Here is a 20,246-nt window from a genome sequence, read left to right as displayed (position 1 = left end):
TGGTGAAACAGCGTCTTCCCTTGAATTGGGAGGGGCTTACAGCTCGCCGCGGATCACGTAACGAAGCAGGTCAACCACCTGGTCTGGGTCTTCTGCAACAGCCAGAGCCGCGGCATCCACTTCCTTCAGTGGATGCGTCAGAGCTGGTTCGTGCAACACGATGATGCTTTTGCCTAGTGCCGAGGCGAAACCTGCATCGAATGCTGCATTCCATTGCCGGTATTTGTCGCCAAAGCGAACCACAACGATATCTGCCTCGGAGAGCAATGTGCGGGTGCGCATAGCGTTCACTTTTGCTCCCTTGTGATCTCGCCAGAAGTTGTTTTCTTCTGGACCTAGAATTTCGACACCGCAATCATCACTGGCTTCGTGATCAGTCACAGCACTGTCGAAATGAACAGGTAGGCCTGCATCAGCCGCACCATGTTCAATACGCTCTCTCCAGTCGGTGTGGATTTCACCTGAAAGATAAACACGCCACGTTTTCATCGGCTCGCCTTCCCCTAAGAATCTGCATTTGCCTACAAATTTTAGGAGGGGTTGTAGCTCGGTTCAAGGTCAAGCAGCTTATTGGTGACTTCTTTTCGGACACGATCGCGCTGGCGTTCGCGCGAGAATAACCGATTTTGTGCAAGCAACAAGTCTGCACGTGCCAGATACGAGTCTGTACGGGCGGCATCTGCAGCTTTCCGGCAGGCCTTGCCTTCCTTGCCAGACTTGCAATCCTCACCACGTGCCTCTTCTTCAAGCCGGTCAATGCGGCGTTGAATCTCCCAGACAGCTTCCTGAGCTTCACTGGCAGACTCGTTTGCCGAATAAAGCTGGTTGCCCAGAGAGTAGCCGACTTTGAAGCTCTCTTCTGTGGCGATTGGGCATACACCACGGTAGCTCTTGCCCTCGCGGCCCTGCTCAAAGCCAGAAATTGGCGTGCAGTAGCTTTGCAGGCCAATGGTTCGCCCAGCCATATAGGCCCCCACATCCGGTGTGACGCCGTACTTGCCGCAAGCTTTAGTATGTTCATTCAGCTTGTCAGAGGTGTAACCAGCACGGCCATCAACAACGCCAATGCCTTGCCAGTCGCCGACCTTGCAATCTTCCTCGGAGAGAGAGGCGCAACCGCTAAGCGCCAGCCCCAACCCCACAACAGTAAAAAGTACCCGCATCCCCAACATGCCTTCCCTGAAATCCAATCACCTTGTAGTGCCCCGCACATCTGATTGGACAAAAATTGAATCTATGAAACCCAGATACGAGACTTAACCTGAACGCTTGCTGAATACAAATGTTCGCTATATGTTCTTTTTTAAGGAATCGCATAGCCCTCGATTCGAGAGGCCATCTCATTGCAGTAGGTATTGGAAAGTCAGATGACGAAGACCATAGAATTTAAAGGGTGTTGCCTGTGTGGAGCGGTCACTTTTGAAGGTGAAGCGCCAAATGAACCGGTCAGTAGCTGCCATTGCAAGCAATGTCGCCAATGGGGCAGTGGCCCGTTTGAGGCGTATAGTGTGCCGCTGGCAGATCTGATGTTCACCTCAGGCGAAGACACCGTCAAATACTATGAATCCTCTGAGTTTGCCCGGCGCGGTTTCTGTTCAAAATGCGGTTCAAACCTGTTTTGGCATGCTGATCGCCATCCTCAATGGAAAGACCGAATTGCGATTGCCGTTGGTACGTTGGAGCAACCAACCGGTCTCACAGCAGGCAATCATATCTTTTGTGCCACGAAGGGAGACTACTACGAGATTGAGGATGGCCGCCCTCAATACGCTCACGAAGATTAATGAGAAAATTGATCTTATCCCGAACCGTGGCCCTCGGCTAAGGTTGCGCAATAAGCTCTTAGGGAGAAAGAAATGTCAGATTTAAGAATTTATAAAGCGAAATGCCTTTGTGGCGAAGTCTCATTCAAGGCTGAAGCGCCCCAAAAAGATATTGGTTTATGCCACTGCACAATGTGCCGCCGTTGTAACAGCGGGCCGTTCCATGCAATCGCGATTCCATTTGATGCTTTGAAGGTTGAGAGCGGTGAAGAGAACATCTCTTATTACCGTTCCTCCGACTATGCCAAGCGCGCATTTTGCAAGAATTGCGGCAGTAGCCTGTTTTATCATGGAGACAAAATCCCCGAGATTTCTCATGAGGTTTACTTCAGCGCTGGGCTTTTGGAAGAACCGACAGGCTCGAAACTGGCAGGTCACATCTTCTGCGCCAGCAAAGGCGATTACTACGAGATAGAAGGAGACCTGCCTCAACACGAAACAGTATAAAAATCCGCTCTGCGGTCAAAACCGGTGCAAGGTGAGCGGTTGGATCAGGGCGTGTTCTTCACACGCTTTAGCTCCAGCCGTTCTCCCACATATAATCCAACGCTTCCCGGTAGTTCGGGAACTTGAACTTATACCCCAAAGCGCCTTTCAGCTTGGCATTGCTCGCGCGCTTCACTTCGCCGTAAAACGAAATTGCCATAGGCGAAAGATCAGCATCTTCAAAAGCGACTGCTGGCGGTGGCTCCACACCCATCAGGCGTGCTGCATATTCCACCACGTCTTCTGGCGGACACGGTGCATCATCACACACGTTGAAAATACCGGACGCGTTGTCTTCAAATGCATGCTGTACAGCCCCAGCAATATCACTCACGTGAATCCGGTTGAAGACCTGACCTTCCTTGATAATCCGACGAGCTTTACCCTTGTCCAGATTGCAAAGTGCATTCTGGCCACGGCCATAAATGCCTGCAAGACGTAAAATGCTGACTGGGATGCTGGTTTCTTTTGAGAATGCAAGCCACTCGCGCTCGGCTTCCAGACGCTGTTTGGAGCGCTTGGAGGTTGGATTGCACTCTGCTGTTTCTGTTACCCAGCGACCTTCGTGGTCGCCATATACCCCGATGGTAGAGAGATAGCAGATTGCCGTTGGCTTTGCTTTCGCAACTGCGTCACGCGCAGCATTCAGCAGAGGGTCACCATCGTCCGTTGGCGCGGCAGAAACCAGAATATGAGTTGCAGTGGCAATCGCCTCCAACAACTCATCGCTTGCTGTTTGTCCGTCAAACAGGATCGGCTGAACCCCTTTGGATTGCAGTTCCTCCATTTTCTCAGGTGAGCGGGTCGTTCCGCCAATCCAGGAAAATTCGGTCCCGTACATTTTCACAAAGTGGCGAGCTGAATATCCAGCCCCCAAAATCAACAAGCGCATTCCAAGCCCCCCGGCTTACGTTTACAGCTTCAGATAGTTCCTGCGCACTTCATAAAGCATCACAGCCGTTGCAACGGCCAAATTCATTGAATCAGCCTGACCCGCCTGCGGAATCTTCACCAGATCAGAGCAAGTATCAGCCAGTTTATCACTCAGGCCAGCCTGCTCATTGCCCATCAGCAAAATGACAGGTTCTTTATAATCTACAGCACGATAGTCCTTTGTGCCCCGCAAATGGGTACCAACTACAGGTCCGGACCACTTCTTGCGGAATTCAATGAACTCATCAGCAGTACAACGCACAAGTGGCATATGGAACAGAGAGCCCATTGTCGCACGCACAGTCTCAACGGCAAATGGATCAGTCGTTTCGTCAATCAGAATGACGCCAGTTGCACCAACCGCATCGCCAGTGCGGATGATGGTTCCCAGATTGCCGGGATCTCGCACACGATCAAGCGCGATCCATGTGGTGGCACTTCTTGGGTCAATGTCACTGAGCTTCAGTGTCTGCTGCTCATAAACACCAACAACCATTTGCGGATTATCACGGCGGGTGATCGCTCCAAGCACAGCCGTGTTCACCTCAAGAATGAGGGCGCCGCGGGCTTTTGCTTTTGCAGCCGCTTCTAACGCAATCTTGTTTTCGCGAGCTTCAGGGCCAAGTGCCAGATAACGTACACCCCAGCCTGCTTCCAAAGCATCAGTTGCCAGCTTCAGGCCTTCGGCGACGAACAACCCGGACTGTTTGCGATTCTTACGCTGAGCAACAAGACCCTTGATCTCCTTCACAATCGGATTTGAATGCGAAGTGATCTGTTTTACTGCACCGGCACGGTGATTTTCTCTGGTTTCCATCGGGTTATGCTCCCTCAGCCTTATTGTTATCAGGTGCGCTCCACCGGCTGAATAGGGAGGTTGAGAGCAATCGTGGTCCATCAAGTTCGCGAATAGCCAGTTCGCCAGATTCAATCGTGCCCGGCAGGCCGTCAAGGCATTCCCTCATCAACTCATGAGAAGACAGGAAGCTGGCGCGAATAGCATAGCTAGACATCAGCAGAAACTGTGCATTGGGTGAGAGCAGCTTTCGCACGCACGCCAACATGTGCGGCACGCTCTCAAAGAAGTCCCAGACCTCTCCATTCGGGCCGCGGCCATATTTCGGCGGATCGAGGATAATGCCGTCATAGGTGTTTCCGCGGCGCACTTCCCGCTCCACAAACTTCATGGCGTCGTCACAGATCCAGCGAATTGGCTTATCTTCCAGACCGGATAATTCCTGGTTCTCACGTGCCCAGACGATGGCCTTTTTAGAAGCATCGACATGAGTGACTTGTGCGCCAAGAGCAGCAGGCAGCAGCGAAGCCATTCCTGTGTATCCAAACAGGTTGAGAATTTTGAGCGGGCGATCTACTTTTTTGATCTGCTCACCAACCCAGTCCCAGTGTGCAGCCTGTTCAGGGAACACGCCCACATGACGGAAAGACATGAACTGCCCGTTAAACGTGGCAGGGCCGTATTTCATCTGCCAGATCTCATCAACCTGATTGGCAAACTTCCAGCGACCCGGACCTTCTTCCTCTACATCACCAGTAAAGATCGCGTCCGCGCTTTTCCATTCGCTTTCAGGCAGGCGAGGAGCGCCCATGGCCTGTGCTTCAGGACGGATAAGCTTATAGCGGCCATAGCGTTCAAGCTTTTGTCCATGTCCCATATCCAGTAGGGCATAATCGTCCCAACCGTTCATTTCCACCATCACAGGCAGAACGCTGGCAGGTGTTGTAAAGCGGGCAGATGTTGGCTTGTGTTCGCGCACGATTGGCTCAACAACTGTCGTGGCTGGAGCACTGCGCATTTGCTCGCGTCGGTTCGGGCGAGCTGCAGCTACGCTGTCTTTCTTGCCACCACGAGTGTCGCGGGGGTTACGCGCCTCTCTCTGGTCCCGATTATCTCGGGTATCGCGTTTGGCAGAAAAACCACGCTTTGGACCATTGTCCTTCCGTGCCCCGCCTTTTTTGGATTGCGCATTGCGGGCTCGTGGAGCACCGCCTTTGGGTGATTTGCTCAAGGATGTTGCCTTTGATTTTCTGCGCACAAACGCGAGACAATGCCTCACGCTGAATTCGTTTATTTAATGAAAAGGCATTAAGGCGATGCGGGCCTCGGGTCAACGCTTTAGCGCAAAACAAGCTCTTTACCGTTAAGTGAGTATCCACAGCGTGGAAACACCAGCATAACGCAGGACGTATAAAACGTCGTTGTGTTCTGAAAAGAAGTTTTGAGCATCCATGACAATTTTAACACGAGAGGTACTTGTCTTTTCCCTCGATTTAAGTCCAATCTACATGATGTGGAATGCAAAAGTGACTTTAAGGCGTGGAGCCTACCTAAAGGAAGCACTGAAAAGAACGAGGGGGCCAATCCATGGAAATGTCTGGAGAGCAGCAAATACCTGCGAGTCAGGAAAAGGTTTGGGAAGCTCTCAATGATCCTGAATTGCTGAAAAAGTGTATTCCCGGTTGCGATAGTCTGGAAAAAACCTCCGACACTGAGATGAATGCCACGGTCACAGCGAAAGTGGGACCAGTTAAAGCCAAGTTCAAAGGAGAAGTAACTCTCTCCGAACTGAACCCGCCAAACTCCTACAAAATCTCCGGCGAAGGCAAGGGTGGTGTTGCAGGGTTTGCGAAGGGCTCAGCAGATGTAACCCTGTCAGAGAGTGGGGATGGCACTCTTCTGAGTTATGAGGTTAATGCAAAGGTCGGCGGTAAACTTGCCCAATTGGGAAACCGGTTGATCGACTCGACTGCCAAAAAGATGGCTGAGGAATTCTTCTCGAATCTGAACCGTGAATTAGGCGGGACTCCAGTGGCAGGTACGGACGAGCCACTAGAAGCTGTCGAGCTGGATCAGGGACTGATTGAGGAAGCCAAGTCTATCGCAAACGAGCACGCCATCGAAGGATCAGTTGAAGCCATGGCTGATGCTGAACATGCGTTGGAAGATGCGGTCAAAGACGTTGAGGAGAAGGTAGAAGTTGCAGCGGGCAAAGGATTCTTAGGTGGTCCGCTGGGTTGGGGCCTTCTGGCTCTGGTTGTTTTGATTGCTCTTTATTGGTTGCTTTGAAACTAGAAATTTGGCGGCCGGAGATTGCAAGGTGCGAGAGGGCGTTTTGTAAGCTAACGGCCCCGCCGAATAACAAGGCCAACGGCCTAAATTACAACCAACTGCCTTGATAGGACGGGAGATCCTGACCAAGGCTGTTGGCTTCATAGTCTGCGGACGCGAAATTGCAGGCTTTCTTGAGGGAGGAAAACCATGACGACTGTCTCTATGACGGTGAATGGAAAGCAGATTTCTGGTGAGGTCGAAGACCGCACTCTTTTGTCTACATTTCTGCGCGAAAATCAGGGACTGACCGGAACACACGTAGGCTGTGACACCTCACAGTGTGGTGCATGTCTTGTGCACATGGACGGTAAAGCGGTTAAGTCCTGCAGTATGCTTGCTGTTCAGGCAACTGGTTCTGCTGTCACCACAATTGAAGGCGTTTCCCAAAATGGCCAACTGCACATCATGCAGAAAGCCTTCAAGGAAAACCACGGCCTTCAGTGCGGTTTCTGCACCCCTGGCATGATCATGTCTGCAATCGATATGATTGATCGCCTGGGTACAGATCTGGACGAGAAAACAATCCGCCATGAGCTGGAAGGCAACATCTGTCGCTGCACCGGCTACCACAACATCGTCAAGGCAATCAAAGCTGCTGCTGACGAAATGGCCGAAGTTCTCGAAGCCGCAGAATAATTCGGAAATTCAACTGATCATTGATCCAGCTGCACCTTATTTCAGGTGCGTTGCACTGCTGGAGCCTATGAACAGTTGCTGAAGTCAACCTTCCGAGAGGGGATGGAAATGACAGCAGAAGGAATCGGCGCACGAGTGCTGCGCAAAGAAGACAAAAGATTTATTACCGGAAATGGCCGCTACACAGATGACATGACCATGCAACGCATGGGTCACGCTGCGTTCGTCCGCTCAACACACGCTCATGCTCGTATCAAGTCCATCAACACAGATGATGCGATGAAAATGCCGGGTGTTGATGCGGTTTTGAATGGACATCAGCTGGTTGCAGACGGCATCGGTAACATCATTTGCGGATGGATGATCCATTCCAAAGATGGCTCTCCAATGAACATGGGCGCCTACCGTGCTTTGGAGTCGGAAACAGTCCGTTATGTCGGTCAGGCCATCGCAGTTGTTGTTGCTGATACTCAGCAGCAGGCCCGTGATGCAGCAGAAGCTGTTGTGGTGGAATATGAAGACCTGCCAGCTGTCGTTGACAGCCTTGATGCTCTGAAAGATGGCGCACCACAGCTCCATCCGGAAGCCGCTGGCAACCTCATCTACGATTGGGAGATCGGTGAGGAAGCTCCGACGGACGAAGCGTTTGCAAACGCTGCGCACGTCACTCGGATGGACATTGACAACAACCGTCTTGTTCCAAATCCGATGGAACCACGCTCTGCTCTGGCGCATTTTGACCCGTCAGAAGAGCATTACACGCTTTACACCACATCTCAGAACCCGCATGTGGCACGCTTGGTACTCTCCGCGTTTTACAACGTGGCTCCTGAGAACAAGCTACGTGTGATTGCGCCGGATGTTGGCGGCGGCTTTGGCTCCAAGATCTTCATCTACCCAGAAGAGATCGCTTGTCTTTGGGCAACAAAGCGTGTTGGCCGTCCAGTCAAGTGGACCTCTGACCGCACAGAAGCCTTCCTGACAGATGCCCATGGTCGTGATCACCACAGCACCGCAGAACTGGCTCTTGATGCGAACAACAAAATCACCGGTTTCCGCGTGAAGACAGTCGCCAACCTTGGCGCTTACATGTCTCTGTTCTCATCTTCTGTACCAACCTATCTGTACGCGACGCTATTGTCGGGTCAGTACAACATTCCAAACATCTACGCGAATGTGAAAGCGGTCTACACCAACACCACTCCGGTGGATGCGTATCGCGGTGCAGGGCGTCCAGAAGCAACCTATGTGGTTGAACGCATGATGGAAACGGCTGCGAAAGAAGTTGGCATGGCGCCAGCTGAATTCCGCCGCATCAACTTTGTGCGTGAGTTCCCGCATCAAACACCAGTGATCATGGCTTATGATGCAGGTGATTACGAAGCCTCTCTTGATGCAGCCATGAAGGCCATTGATTATGACGGTTTTGCTCAGCGTCGCACTCAGTCTGAAGCTGCTGGCAAGCTTCGCGGCATAGGCATGTCTTGTTATATTGAGGCTTGCGGTATCGCGCCATCTCAGGCTGTCGGCTCACTTGGCGCTGGTGTGGGGCTTTGGGAATCTGCCGAGGTTCGTGTGAATGCCGTTGGAACCATTGAGGTTCTGACTGGGTCGCACAGCCATGGTCAGGGTCACGAAACCACATTTGCTCAATTGGTCTCCGACCGTCTTGGCTTGCCAACGGAGAGCATCTCCATTGTGCATGGTGACACCGACAAAGTGCAGATGGGCATGGGTACATATGGCTCCCGCTCTGGCGCCGTTGGCATGTCCGCAATTGCTAAGGCACTCGACAAGGTCGAAGCCAAGGCAAAGAAGATCGCTGCACACCTGATGGAAGCGTCGGAAGGCGATATTGAAATCGAGAACGGTGAACTGAAAGTCACCGGAACCGATAAGAAACTCACCTTCACCGAAGTTTCTCTGGCAGCTTACACAGCCCACAACCTGCCAGAAGGCATGGAGCCGGGCCTGAAAGAAGGCGCGTTCTACGATCCAACCAACTTCACGTTCCCTGCAGGGTGTTACATCTGTGAGGTCGAAGTTGATCCGGATACGGGCGTTGTTTCCATTGAGAACTTTGTTGCAGCTGATGACTTCGGCACCATCATCAACCCGATGATTGTGGAAGGTCAGGTGCACGGTGGTTTGGTACAGGGCATTGGTCAGGCCATGCTGGAACACACCCAGTATGACGAAGATGGTCAGCTGCTTACAGCATCCTACATGGATTACACCATGCCGCGTGCGGATGATGTACCATCCTTCACGTTGGAAACCACAGTCACGGAATGCCCGGGCAATCCGCTCGGCATGAAGGGGTGCGGTGAGGCTGGCGCGATCGGGTCTCCACCTGCTGTCATCAACGCCGTGACGGACGCCCTTGGCATTCGTGACATGAATATGCCTGCCTCGCCAAACCGCGTCTGGCAGCTCATTCAGGACAACGGCATGAAGGAGGCAGCGGAGTAGTCAATGGCACAGGCTGGCGCTAAATCGACATTGGATCACAAGTTCATCGCCATCGAACTCAATCAGCGTGCATGGGCTCTCTTGGAAAATGAGAGCCGCTCGCCCGAGGAAAATGACGAGATGCTCCATGTTGCGCACGCCAGCCTATGGCACTGGCTCCAGGCCGGAACTAAAGTCCATCACCAACGTGGCTTGTGGCTCGTGGGTCGTGTCCATGTTCTGCTCGGAAACCGTGAAGCAGCAATGCGTTACGCTCGGCAGACCATGGATCTGACAGAGGTTCATCAAGAGGATATGGCAGACTTTGACCACGCCTATGCCTCTGAACTTCTGGCACGCGCCACACTACTGGCAGGGGAAGAGGGTGAAGCCTCAGTTCTGTTTGAAAGAGCTGCAAGGCTTGGCCAACTGATCCACGGTGAGCAAAATCGCAAGATTTTCTTTTCTGATCTGGAAGCTATTCCGTACCCGAAAACTGAATTATCCGAATTAAACTCATAGCAACTCTGCCAAAGACCCTTTTAGGGGATGGGAGGCTAAAAATGTACGAGACCAAATATCATCGCGCATCGACGGTGTCAGATGCAGCGGCAATGCTGAAAAACGCTGATGACGGCAAATTGCTCTCTGGTGGTCAGACCTTGATCCCAACCATGAAGCAACGTCTTGCTGCACCAAGTGATCTGATCGATCTGCGCCATATCGGGGAGATCTCCGGTATTGTGAAGCAGGCTGATGGTTCAATCCGCATCGGTGCAGCAACTTGTCATGCAGATGTCGCTGCCAGTGAGGATATCAAGGCTGTCCTTCCTGGACTGGCTGATCTGGCAGGCACCATCGGTGATCCGCATGTCCGCCATATGGGCACCATTGGTGGCTCCGTCGCCAACAATGACCCGGCAGCGGATTATCCCGCAGCTTTGCTGGCTCTTGGGGCTACCATTGAGACCAACAAGCGTGAGTTTTCTGCGCAGGACTTCTTCACCGGTATGTTCGAAACAGCGCTGGATGAAGATGAGATCGTGACAGCAGTTGTTTTCCCGGTCGCATCGAACACTGCATACGCGAAGTTCCCAAATCCAGCCTCTCGCTATGCAATGGCTGGCGTCTTTGTAGCAAAGACGGGAGCGGGTGCTCGCGTAGCTGTGACAGGTGCAGGTCAGGATGGTGTTTTCCGCATGCCTGACATGGAAAAAGCTCTGGATGGCAACTGGTCTGCTGATGCTGTTGCTGGCATGGCACCATCTGCTGACAACATGCTCTCAGACCTTCATGGCACCGCTGCCTATCGCGCCAATCTGGTGACGGTCATGGCAAAGCGTGCTGTCGCGGCATCCAGCTAACGCATTGGGAGAAGGGGCTTTGTCCCTTCTCCTCATTCCCCTGCTTTTACATAACCAGCCTGGATCGTCCGCTGGAATGTAATCGCTGCATACTGGTGAATCTCACCTAGATAGGCGAGCAGGGCAGAGAGAAAAGTCGTCAGACCGATCAGTTCAAACGTCTCTTCCAAAATGTAGAAGATCTTGTAGCCAAGCGCATCATAGCCTTCGCTGCCAGCAAACATGGCTCCCAGCATCTCAAAGCCAATCGCGCCTGCAAGATAAACGCTGCCTGACACAACAAACAGAACAGCGAACCGTTGTGGTAACCTTATGAGAAAGCGCAGATAAACGAGGCCTAGCGTTCCAACCAGAACCACAGCAGGCAGCACCCACGCAAAGTAAAAGGCACCACTCAGGTCAAACGCATTGCGTAGTGGATCGATTGTGACTTCATGGATTGCGATGTTCTCATCAACGGACATGTAGAGAAAACCAAAGGCGAGCACCATCCAGTAGGGCCAATTTTGTGGTTTCTTGGAATGTCGTTCAATGATGCCGATCACAGCAGTTAGACCAGCAATACAAACCATCACCATGGAAGAGAACCATGCGCCGAGGTTGAGTTCTTCATCGAGAGAAATATGCCGCAGGTCTTTCAAAGGCGTTTCAATGCCAATGGTATCAACGAACACCTGCTGAACAATGCCGAGCAGCACAATCAGAAATACCATGCCGTACAAAACGACGGGCACCCTCTTTAAGTTGACCGCTGGCATGTGTTTGATCCCCCAACACTTCTTGATGCAACCAGCTAATTAAATCAGAGGATCAATAAAAAAGAGCTAAGGAATATTGCCAATGATTGGCGCTCTTCAGCACGCAAGCTGGCAACAAAAAAGGGCGCCCAAAGCGCCCCTTTCACGTTTCACATAAGAACGCGTTTATACGTGCTGACCGCCGTTGATATGTATTTCAGCGCCTGTCACGTAAGAAGATGGAGCAGAGCACAGGAAGTAGATGGTGTCTGCAACTTCTGTGGTGCTGCCCAGACGGCGCATCGGAATGGTCTCGACGATTTTCTCGGTACCAGGTGAGAGAATCGAAGTATCGATTTCACCCGGAGCAATCGCATTCACACGAACGCCGTGCGGCCCAAAGTCAGCAGCCATCTCGCGCGTCAGGGAAGCAAGAGCCGCCTTGGAGGTCGCATAAGCTGTTCCGGCGAACGGGTGCACACGACTACCAGCGATAGACGTGACATTCACAACGGAGCCTCTGGCAGCCTTCAGCTCTTCAAACAAACCACGGGCCAGCATAATTGGCGCGAAGAAGTTTACCTGAAACACATCTCGCCATGTTTGCATTGGGGTCGTTAGGGAATCGAGGCGTTGGCCTTCCTCGTCCTTCGGGCTGATACCCGCATTGTTAACGAGGGCATGAAGCATGGAGCCATTGTCTTTCAGACGCTCTTTGATCTGGAGAACGGCGTTTTCCAGATTATCTGCATCGCCCAAATCCACTTCAATGTGGTCTTCCGGCCCGGATGGCCAAGGGCATTTGTCAGAAAACGGTTGTCTGGAACAGCTAATGACCCGATAACCCGCTGAAGAAAATTTCTTTACGGTTGCGTGGCCGATTCCACGGCTTGCGCCCGTTAAGACGATTGTCTTGCGGAGATCCTTCGTCGTTTGGTTGGTGTTCATAGGGGCTTTGCTCGTGATAGGACTGCAGGAAACTGGAGTATTATTCTCTAGTTTTAAAAGATCTACTGTTTATATAATGCTTTGCAAGCGAAATTGGGAGCCCGAAAGCAACCAACAATGATCATTTGTCACTGCAACGTCATTAATGACAAACAAATAAAACAAGCTGCACGTGAGCTTTGCGAGAATCCTGAGGGGGGAGTCCCCACTCCGGGCGCGGTATTTCGTCACCTTGGGTACAGGCCAAAATGTGGTGGTTGCTTTAAAAGCATCATCGAAGTTGTATACGCTGAGGCTGAACAAGTTAAAGATGACTCTGGACAGTAACTTGGAATTATTCTAAAAAAGGTCAATACCTCAATTTGTCAAGGAGAGAGTGACATGAAGGGTGAACCTAAAGTACTGGAATATCTCAACAAGGCTCTACGCCATGAGCTGACCGCAGTAAATCAATACTGGCTGCACTTCCGTCTCCTTGAAGACTGGGGCTTCACAAAGCTTGCAAAGAAAGAACGTGAAGAATCCATTGAGGAAATGGAACACGCCGATAAGCTTATCGAGCGTATCATTTTCCTCGAAGGCCACCCGAATCTGCAGACACTCGATCCGCTGCGCATCGGTCAGGACCTCAAGGAATGCCTTGAATGCGATCTGGCAGGTGAATACTCCGCTCGTGCACTTTACAAAGAAGCACGCGAAGTTTGCCGCGACGAAGGTGATTACGTCACCATGAAGCTTTTTGAAGACCTGATGGCAGACGAAGAAGGTCACATCGACTTCCTCGAAACCCAGCTGGAACTTCTGGAAAAGATCGGCGTCGAGCGCTACGGCTTGTTGCAGGCAACTCCTGCAAACGAAGGCGAATAAGCTTTTCACGTATGAGTTTTAGAAGGCCGGAGAGCATTTTGCTCTTCGGCTTTTTATTTGCGCGGCTTCACCCGGCGCGTGGCTTCCGCATCCAGCGGATTATCCGGCCACGGGTGTTTAGGATACTGCCCCTTCATATCAGCCTTCACATCCGCCCAGGATCCTTGCCAGAACCCAGGTAGGTCCTTGGTGATCTGAATAGGCCGCTGGGCAGGGGAGAGCAGTTGCAGCACCAACTGAACTCTTCCACCGCAAATGCTTGGGTGATCGGCAAGGCCAAACAGTTCCTGTACACGAACGGAAAGCATCGGCCCTTGTTCGCCGTCATAATCAATCGGAATGCGTGACCCGGTGGGTACGACAAAGTGCGATGGCGCCAGATTGTCCAGTTCCGAACTCAACTCCCAGGGAACCAGCGTTGCAAGCGCGTCCCCCAACGTCCCCGCACTCACTTGAGACAAAGCCGTCTTCCCTGCAAGGAACGGACGCAGCCATTCAAAGTCAGCATCCAGACCCTTGTCACTCAGATCCGGCCATTCCTTGCCTGCCGTCTCGCGCAGATAAGATACGCGCCCGCGATAACGTAGTTGATCCTTGTTCCATGGCAGACGGGCTGCGCCTTTGCGGGCAATCTGTTCCAACAACGCGTCGATGATCGCTTCCGGATCAGGATCAGAGATTTTCTTCTCGTTCAGCACCAACTTGCCAAGGACCCGCTGCCGAACCGCTTTGATGGCACCGTCTGGCATCAGCTGCACCTGCTCCTTCTCGCGGATGTGCGAGGCAAAGCGCGCTTCGAGTTCACTGAAGGAAAGTGGCGCCGCCAGCAAAATGCGTGCGCGGGCGGCTGTTCCTGTGACTTCGGCAACACACAGGAACTTCTCGGCATACAGCGCTTCGCTCTCTTCCAGCTGAGCTCCACGCCCATTGGCAAGGCGGAAACTTCCTCGTGCGCCGCGTTGCTGTGCGATACGGTCAGGATAAGCAAGGCTCAGGATATCGCCCGCATCCTCAAAATTGGCACGCTCAGAGGAGCGTCCGCCAACAAGTTTCACCCAGCGCTTGGCTTGTGCACGGGCTTCTTTGCCTCGTGGACTCTGGTCTTGCATCAAGCGGCGTAAGCGATCTCGCAAGTCAGTCGATCGACCGCCCAAACCATGTTCACCAATTATCACGGCAATCAGCGATGCCAGCTCCGCTTGTCCCTCTTGCCTCGCTTGCACCAGCATGTGTCCAAGGCGAGGGTGCAGCGGTAGTCCAGCAAGATCACGCCCAGCTTTGGTCAGGCCGCCATCTGCATCCAGAGCGTCTAGTTCTTCGAGCAGCTCTTTAGCTTCAGACCAAGCAGCGGCGGGTGGCGGTGTCATGAACTTCAGCTGAGCGGGATCAGAAACACCCCAATTGGCGACATCAAGCACCAATCCAGAAAGATCACTCTCCAGAATCTCCGGTTTTTCAGCAGCAGGCAGAGCCTTCGTCTGTGCCTCCTCCCAAAGCCGATAACAAATGCCTGATTCCACACGGCCCGCGCGCCCTTTACGCTGTCCCGCTGTTGCACGAGAAACCTTCACGGTCTCAAGACGTGTCAGTCCTGTTTGAGGATCATAACGCGGCACACGGGAAAGACCCGCATCAATCACAATACGCACGCCCTCAATGGTCAGGGATGTCTGCGCAATGGCTGTGGTCAGCACCACTTTTCGCTGACCGGGCTTGGCAGGACGAACAGCCAGATCCTGCGCTTTACTATCCAAAGCGCCATAAAGAGGAGCAATGCTCACATCAGCAGCAACGCGTCCTTCTAACAAGGATTGCGTGCGCTTGATCTCACCCTGGCCCGGCAAGAATACAAGCACAGAGCCTGTCTCTTCAGTTAATGCTGAACGAACAGCCCGCGCCACCTGATCTTCCAGCCTTCCACGCGGATCACGGCCAATGTAGCGCGTCTCAACCGGATACTGCCGGCCTTCACTCTTCAGGATTGGTGCATCATCCAGAAGCTTGGAAACTTCAGCCGCATCCAGTGTTGCAGACATCGGCACAATGCGCAGGTCGTCGCGCAAAGCTTCCTGAACATCCAAAGCAAACGCCAGACCAAGATCTCCGTCCATGGAGCGTTCATGGTATTCATCAAAAAGAACCGCAGCCACACCGGAAAGCTCAGGGTCATCAAGGATCATGCGAGTGAAGACGCCTTCAGTCACCACCTCAATGCGGGTTTTGCCCGAAACCTTGCTGTCCATGCGCACGCGGTAACCAACCGTCTCGCCAACGCTCTCACCCAGCGTATGGGCCATACGCCGCGCAGCAGCACGCGCTGCAAGGCGCCGAGGCTCCAGCACGATGATCTTACCATCGCCTCGCCATGGAGCATCCAGCAGAGCCAGCGGCACACGGGTTGTTTTACCCGCGCCCGGTTCGGCAACAAGAACCGCATTGGTGTTTTGCTCAAGAGCAGAGAGCAAATCTGGCAAGATCGCTTCGATTGGCAAAGAGGAAGACGTCATGGGCTCCGCAAAATGTAGGCGTCAAAAAAGAGGAAGCAGCTCCACAGACCTTAATCTATGCAAAGCTGCTTCCAGTCAAATTGGAATTTGGGCTCGGTGCTACTCCGGGGCCTTGGTGTCTTTGCAGTGCCAACTGCGGCCAGTCAGGTCTACCAGATAATCATCAGGTGCACGGGTATAAGCTGCAAGGCCTTCAAGGGCAGGGCTCTTATGTGTGATGATGTAAGTCGGAATAGACTTCATGATGCCTTCATGCGGTGCCTTCGCCTCAAAAGCAGCACGGAACTCACCACCATGCAGCCAATGCGAGATCTTCGGCGGAATGCCGCCTGCCAGATACACACCGCCACGTGCAAGATTGGTGATCGCGAAGTCCCCCGCAACACGGCCAAGTGCAGCAGAGAACAATCGCAGCACTTTCTGCGCGACCTCATCACCATCATCTGCCGCTAAAGGCACATCAGATGGTTTCTCATAAGTACGATGCACCCCATCAGCCTGCAGCACAGCCTTAGCAAGGCGCACAAGGCCGGCACCACAGACAACCTGCTCAGCACCAACGCGCCCGCCAATGCGCTCGATATGCGGCCAAATGCGGTATTCTTCCTCACTCAGGGGGCCAAGCTCAACATGACCACCTTCACCAGGAACGGGAATCCATTTTCCGCAGGAGCGGATCATTGCACCTGCACCAAGGCCAGTACCCGGTCCAACAACAAACTTGGTTGCGTTCTGATCAGCTACGCCTCCGCCCACCTGATCAACATCCATTGGTGAGAGGGAAGGCAAGGCAAGCGCCTGTGCTTCAAAGTCGTTGAGAATGACAACCTGCTCCAGCCCGAGCTCTTTAATAAGGGCAGGGGGCTCAATCACCCAGCTTGCATTGGTCAGCGCGATCCGGTCGCTGGAAACTGGAGCAGCAACAGCCAACACCGCAGACCGAGGTGCAGCGTAGCCTTGTTCCAAAACTCCGGCACGAATGGCATCCTGAATGGTTGCATGCGCCTTCGTACCTTCCTGACCACAAAGCTTGGTAGGCTCATTGGGGCCTTCGATAAGCGCAAAGCGAGCATTCGTGCCGCCGATGTCAGCGACAAGGACCGGGTAGGGTAGGTTTCTTGAAAGCGGAGCAGAGTGCAGCATGTATGAGTGTGACTTTATGATTGGCTGGAAATTTCTGGTGTTTGCGAGGACGTAGAAAGCCCCGCCAGGCGTGCAGAGCGCAAAATAATGTCTGCAGTACTACGGTTCAACGCCATAGGAATATCGTAGACCAGCGCCAGGCGCATCAATGCTTTCACATCCACATCATGCGGCATTGGGGAGAGGGGATCGACAAAGAAGAACAGGCCATCCAGCGCGCGGTCAGCAATCATTGCGCCAATCTGCTGGTCACCACCAAGCGGGCCGCTTTTCATGCGTTCTACATCCAGAGATGGGCATGCATCCTGAATACGGCCACCCGTTGTCCCTGTCGCAAAGAGCTTATAGTCAGCGAGTTTGCTTTCGTGCAATTTGGCAAACGCGACCATTTCGTCTTTTTTGGCATCGTGGGCGATAAGGGCGAGAGTTCTACGCTCGGTCATTTGGGCTCCGTCAACACGTCGCTGGAGCGCATCCCTGAAAGGTGGTTCCGTTTTTCGGAGAGGGACACGCAGAAACAAAAACTTAGAGCTTGCCTGAAACTGTGCACGGCATGCTCTAAGTCTCTTGGGATTACTTATCCTTTAGCGCGTCTTGACAGGCTTTGAAAGAGTCAACTTGCGCCGTTTGTGCCTGATATTTGAGCGGGGACAAACGGCAGCAGGTCATACACAGGTTTCCGAAACTTTTCGGAGATCGCAGCATCAGTCAAACAAAGAGCACATGACCATATCTCTGCGTGACTTAGCGCGGATGAATTTGGGTTTGTCGTCAACAAGGCCCGCAATCTCCAGCACAAGCTTCATGCGGATGGCATCACTGAAGCCTTCCTTGGAGCGGACTGGAATCGAAAAGGCTCCAGGACCACCAATAACGCAGTCTTCGTAATAATGGTCCAGATGCAGCATGGACTGCCACGAAATGCTTTCTTCCTTCAGCATCAAAGGCAGGCCGTTGACTGTCATTCCCTGCGCGATTGCAGCATCACGCGCTTCAGTAACCGCACTGCCCTGATTGTTCGGTCCATCGCCGGAGATGTCGATGACCTGACGCATGCCGTTGTATTCGTTTGCGATGACCAGATTGACCGCCTGTGTCAACGCGGAGGAGATGGAAGTACGTTGCACCCGGCGCAACGGGGCCTCGGCAATCTTGCCTGCAAACTTACCCGCAGTTGCCTCGTCCGAAATAATGGTCCAGTCCGCAACAACAAAGTGCTCGTCTTTGCCACCCCACTCCATGTAGGCAACAGCAATGCGACCGATGGGGCCGTATTTGATCGCATCAAGCACCTCGTCAGATGTCAGTGCTGCAACATACCCTTCTCTTTGAATGCGCTGTTCCTCTGGATCCATACTTTGAGAAATGTCCACGGCCAGAACCAGTTCAAGGTCCACCTCCTTGGACATATCGAAGTTCAAAGATGCATGAGTATTGGAAGTTGCCAGGATGGGGGTAGAAAACAAGAAACCACCAAGTGCGAATGCGCCCGCAATCGCAGTGAGGGGTTTTGTGCACATGGGCCGCATTTTCAGCCTCCTTTTTTGCAAGGTTCAGGGTGTCCCGGTCACGGACCTCCCCGCCTCAATTTTTTTATTTTGCTGCAATCGGCACTGAGCTAACGAAAACAGGTTACATCCATAGTATTCCCACGGTCATCCATGAATGTGGAAGACCATTCACTAGCATTGATATATATAGGGTTGTATTAAGCTGGCTCTGCGGAAAATAACTGTTTGATTTGCCAGTAAACGCAATCTGAAGATTTTGCGGCGACAAATGTTGTGCCAGTTAGTGCGTTGAAAATATTTTGTTTATTTTACAAATATTGAGAGTTGATCAAATGTTACATAAAGTTGATTAATTTCTTCATGATCGCTTTGCGAATTTGACCTGAGACGTGAGTCGTAACCTAAGTAATTTCCGCAAGTACTTGAACTGAAACTATTTGATTTTATTAGTATGGCAAAAACAGTGGTTTAGTTAGCTAGCAATAAGATTCTGCAAATCGCGCGGTTTATTTCCTTGACCTTCCGTTTCACCTAATGCAAATGTGTGTTTGAAATATTTCTCACGTGGTGAAGAAATATTCTTCTCTGATTTGGGGGAGTGCTCAGAAGCTCTGAAACTGAGCATTTCGGTAGGAAAATTGGGAATGGATTCTGGAGGTATTTCCAGAAAGCCATATAGGAATATAAGAGGCTAGACCATGAAGGCAGACGAATGGACCACATCTTTGGCCATTAGGGCCGCTTGGATGTCTTTCATTGGCCGAAGCACTCAGGGAGAGATTGCTGGCCGCCTTGGGGTTTCTCCTGCAAAAGTTCATCGCCTAATAGCACATGCTCAAAAAGAAGGCTTGATAAAATTTCATATCGAAGCCCGGCCTTCTGAATGCGTTGAATTAGAACAATTTCTCTGTAAGCGAATGAATCTGGAAAATTGCTTTATTGCTCCAGATCTTGGCAGCGGTGACGAAACAGACTCTTTCACTGCAGTTTCATCTTTTGCTGGCCAATACCTTCATTCACTTTTTACAACGAATCCACCTAAGCGCATTGGCGTAGGTATGGGGCGCACGCTCCAGTCCACCATCGAGGCAATGCCTCGTGTTCACCTTCCTGAGCTTGAGCTGCTGTCCGTATCCGGCTCGCTCACCCGTCGTCTTTCTGCCAACCCGTATGATGTTGTGCAGCAGCTATGTGCGAAGACAGGCGGTGAAGGTTTCTATCTTCCTGTTCCTTATATTGCTGAAACCAAAGCAGAAAGAGACACCTTTGTGTCTCAGGGCGCTGTTCAGGAGTTGCTCGCAAGAGCGAAGGCCGCAGAACTCTTCATCATCGGCATCGGGTCCGTTGAGAAGGAAGGCCACCTTGTACAACGCAAGCTGATTACCTCCGAAGAACGTGAAGAGCTGCTGGAAAGCGGTGCGTGTTCTGACGTGATGGGCCGCTTCGTCGACATTGACGGCAACGAAGTGTCCTGTTCTCTAAACGAAAAAGCAGTTGGATTGCACTTTGATGACGTCCGTAAGGCGCATGTTGTCGCGATCGTTGGCGGTTACCGCAAGGCGAAAGCAACACTGGCAGCATTGGCGACCGGCATCATCAAGGATCTGATCATCGATGAGGTTTTGGCCAGAGAACTCGCTGGCCTGCTGAAAGAGAACGAGCTCGAAGCAACGACATAAGTTGGGAGTCTGTTCTTCTTAAGGGAGAGTC

Annotated in this window: 21 protein-coding genes; 10 read left to right on the top strand and 11 right to left on the bottom strand. The window is 52.2% G+C overall.

Annotated elements, in window-relative coordinates; all coding sequences use genetic code 11:
* Positions 1-36 precede the first annotated feature (36 nt).
* On the bottom strand, positions 37-489 hold the full coding sequence (locus BM231_RS09960) for a YtoQ family protein (RefSeq protein ID WP_093518927.1): 453 nt from the start codon (positions 487-489) through the stop codon (positions 37-39).
* Between the two features lie 41 nt (positions 490-530).
* A complete protein-coding gene (locus tag BM231_RS09955) occupies positions 531-1,163 on the bottom strand; it encodes a DUF2799 domain-containing protein (RefSeq protein WP_063309541.1) in 633 nt (210 codons plus the stop codon).
* A 204-nt stretch (positions 1,164-1,367) separates the two neighbouring features.
* Here BM231_RS09955 and BM231_RS09950 point away from each other — a divergent pair, with 204 nt between their 5' ends.
* Positions 1,368-1,784, top strand: a complete 417-nt coding sequence (locus tag BM231_RS09950) for a GFA family protein (RefSeq protein WP_093518925.1) — start codon at positions 1,368-1,370, stop codon at positions 1,782-1,784.
* A gap of 72 nt (positions 1,785-1,856) precedes the next feature.
* The gene (locus BM231_RS09945; RefSeq protein WP_093518923.1) at positions 1,857-2,270 is read left to right on the top strand and encodes a GFA family protein; all 414 of its coding nucleotides are present in this window, start codon (positions 1,857-1,859) and stop codon (positions 2,268-2,270) included.
* Positions 2,271-2,337: 67 nt separating this feature from the next.
* Here BM231_RS09945 and BM231_RS09940 read toward each other — a convergent pair whose 3' ends face one another.
* Genes BM231_RS09940 through BM231_RS09930 form a run of 3 tightly spaced genes read right to left on the bottom strand, consistent with a single transcriptional unit; the run spans position 2,338 to position 5,317 of the window.
* Positions 2,338-3,201: an SDR family oxidoreductase gene (locus BM231_RS09940; RefSeq protein WP_093518921.1), complete on the bottom strand. Its 864-nt coding sequence runs from the start codon at positions 3,199-3,201 to the stop codon at positions 2,338-2,340.
* Between the two features lie 21 nt (positions 3,202-3,222).
* Positions 3,223-4,059 carry a TrmH family RNA methyltransferase gene (locus tag BM231_RS09935; RefSeq protein WP_093518919.1) on the bottom strand — a complete coding sequence of 279 codons (837 nt, stop codon included), beginning with the start codon at positions 4,057-4,059 and terminating at the stop codon, positions 3,223-3,225.
* 4 nt (positions 4,060-4,063) lie between these two features.
* Positions 4,064-5,317, bottom strand: a complete 1,254-nt coding sequence (locus BM231_RS09930; RefSeq protein WP_093518917.1) for a class I SAM-dependent methyltransferase — start codon at positions 5,315-5,317, stop codon at positions 4,064-4,066.
* Between the two features lie 308 nt (positions 5,318-5,625).
* Here BM231_RS09930 and BM231_RS09925 point away from each other — a divergent pair, with 308 nt between their 5' ends.
* From BM231_RS09925 to BM231_RS09905, 5 genes are all read left to right on the top strand, one after another.
* On the top strand, positions 5,626-6,327 hold the full coding sequence (locus BM231_RS09925; protein WP_093518915.1) for an SRPBCC family protein: 702 nt from the start codon (positions 5,626-5,628) through the stop codon (positions 6,325-6,327).
* Between the two features lie 192 nt (positions 6,328-6,519).
* Positions 6,520-7,008: a (2Fe-2S)-binding protein gene (locus BM231_RS09920; RefSeq protein WP_093518913.1), complete on the top strand. Its 489-nt coding sequence runs from the start codon at positions 6,520-6,522 to the stop codon at positions 7,006-7,008.
* 108 nt (positions 7,009-7,116) lie between these two features.
* On the top strand, positions 7,117-9,480 hold the full coding sequence (locus tag BM231_RS09915) for a xanthine dehydrogenase family protein molybdopterin-binding subunit (RefSeq protein ID WP_093519170.1): 2,364 nt from the start codon (positions 7,117-7,119) through the stop codon (positions 9,478-9,480).
* Positions 9,481-9,483: 3 nt separating this feature from the next.
* A complete protein-coding gene (locus BM231_RS09910) occupies positions 9,484-9,981 on the top strand; it encodes a hypothetical protein (RefSeq protein WP_093518911.1) in 498 nt (165 codons plus the stop codon).
* 41 nt (positions 9,982-10,022) lie between these two features.
* Positions 10,023-10,823 (top strand): FAD binding domain-containing protein, encoded by an 801-nt coding sequence (locus BM231_RS09905; RefSeq protein WP_093518909.1) that lies wholly within the window; start codon positions 10,023-10,025, stop codon positions 10,821-10,823.
* A 32-nt stretch (positions 10,824-10,855) separates the two neighbouring features.
* Here the strand turns inward: BM231_RS09905 and BM231_RS09900 are convergent, their stop codons facing one another.
* Both BM231_RS09900 and BM231_RS09895 read right to left on the bottom strand, forming a co-directional pair.
* Complete coding sequence (locus BM231_RS09900) at positions 10,856-11,581, bottom strand: hypothetical protein (RefSeq protein ID WP_208860248.1); 726 nt, start codon at positions 11,579-11,581, stop codon at positions 10,856-10,858.
* A 165-nt stretch (positions 11,582-11,746) separates the two neighbouring features.
* Positions 11,747-12,508 (bottom strand): SDR family NAD(P)-dependent oxidoreductase, encoded by a 762-nt coding sequence (locus tag BM231_RS09895; protein WP_063306316.1) that lies wholly within the window; start codon positions 12,506-12,508, stop codon positions 11,747-11,749.
* Positions 12,509-12,625: 117 nt separating this feature from the next.
* Here BM231_RS09895 and BM231_RS09890 point away from each other — a divergent pair, with 117 nt between their 5' ends.
* Together BM231_RS09890 and bfr are read left to right on the top strand one after the other, a co-directional pair.
* Entirely contained in the window at positions 12,626-12,835 is a 210-nt protein-coding gene (locus BM231_RS09890) for a (2Fe-2S)-binding protein (RefSeq protein ID WP_063286750.1), read from the top strand.
* A gap of 54 nt (positions 12,836-12,889) precedes the next feature.
* The gene (bfr, locus tag BM231_RS09885) at positions 12,890-13,375 is read left to right on the top strand and encodes a bacterioferritin (RefSeq protein WP_093518907.1); all 486 of its coding nucleotides are present in this window, start codon (positions 12,890-12,892) and stop codon (positions 13,373-13,375) included.
* 53 nt (positions 13,376-13,428) lie between these two features.
* On the opposite strand, the gene hrpB is transcribed toward bfr, so the two are convergent.
* The 4 genes from hrpB to BM231_RS09865 all read right to left on the bottom strand — a co-directional run bounded on the left by hrpB (position 13,429) and on the right by BM231_RS09865 (position 18,545).
* Positions 13,429-15,882 (bottom strand): ATP-dependent helicase HrpB, encoded by a 2,454-nt coding sequence (hrpB, locus tag BM231_RS09880; protein WP_093518905.1) that lies wholly within the window; start codon positions 15,880-15,882, stop codon positions 13,429-13,431.
* Between the two features lie 99 nt (positions 15,883-15,981).
* Positions 15,982-17,025: a glucokinase gene (locus tag BM231_RS09875; RefSeq protein WP_093518903.1), complete on the bottom strand. Its 1,044-nt coding sequence runs from the start codon at positions 17,023-17,025 to the stop codon at positions 15,982-15,984.
* 14 nt (positions 17,026-17,039) lie between these two features.
* Complete coding sequence (locus BM231_RS09870) at positions 17,040-17,468, bottom strand: methylglyoxal synthase (protein WP_093518901.1); 429 nt, start codon at positions 17,466-17,468, stop codon at positions 17,040-17,042.
* A gap of 261 nt (positions 17,469-17,729) precedes the next feature.
* Positions 17,730-18,545 carry a DUF1194 domain-containing protein gene (locus BM231_RS09865; RefSeq protein WP_057464190.1) on the bottom strand — a complete coding sequence of 272 codons (816 nt, stop codon included), beginning with the start codon at positions 18,543-18,545 and terminating at the stop codon, positions 17,730-17,732.
* Positions 18,546-19,234: 689 nt separating this feature from the next.
* On the opposite strand from BM231_RS09865, the gene BM231_RS09860 reads away from it, so the two are divergent.
* A complete protein-coding gene (locus BM231_RS09860) occupies positions 19,235-20,215 on the top strand; it encodes a sugar-binding transcriptional regulator (protein ID WP_181951976.1) in 981 nt (326 codons plus the stop codon).
* Positions 20,216-20,246: the final 31 nt, after the last annotated feature.

Origin of the sequence: Pseudovibrio ascidiaceicola (genome assembly GCF_900114245.1) — a bacterium.
Taxonomy (GTDB): Bacteria; Pseudomonadota; Alphaproteobacteria; order Rhizobiales; family Stappiaceae; genus Pseudovibrio; species Pseudovibrio ascidiaceicola.
This window is presented reverse-complemented; position numbering and strand designations above follow the sequence as displayed.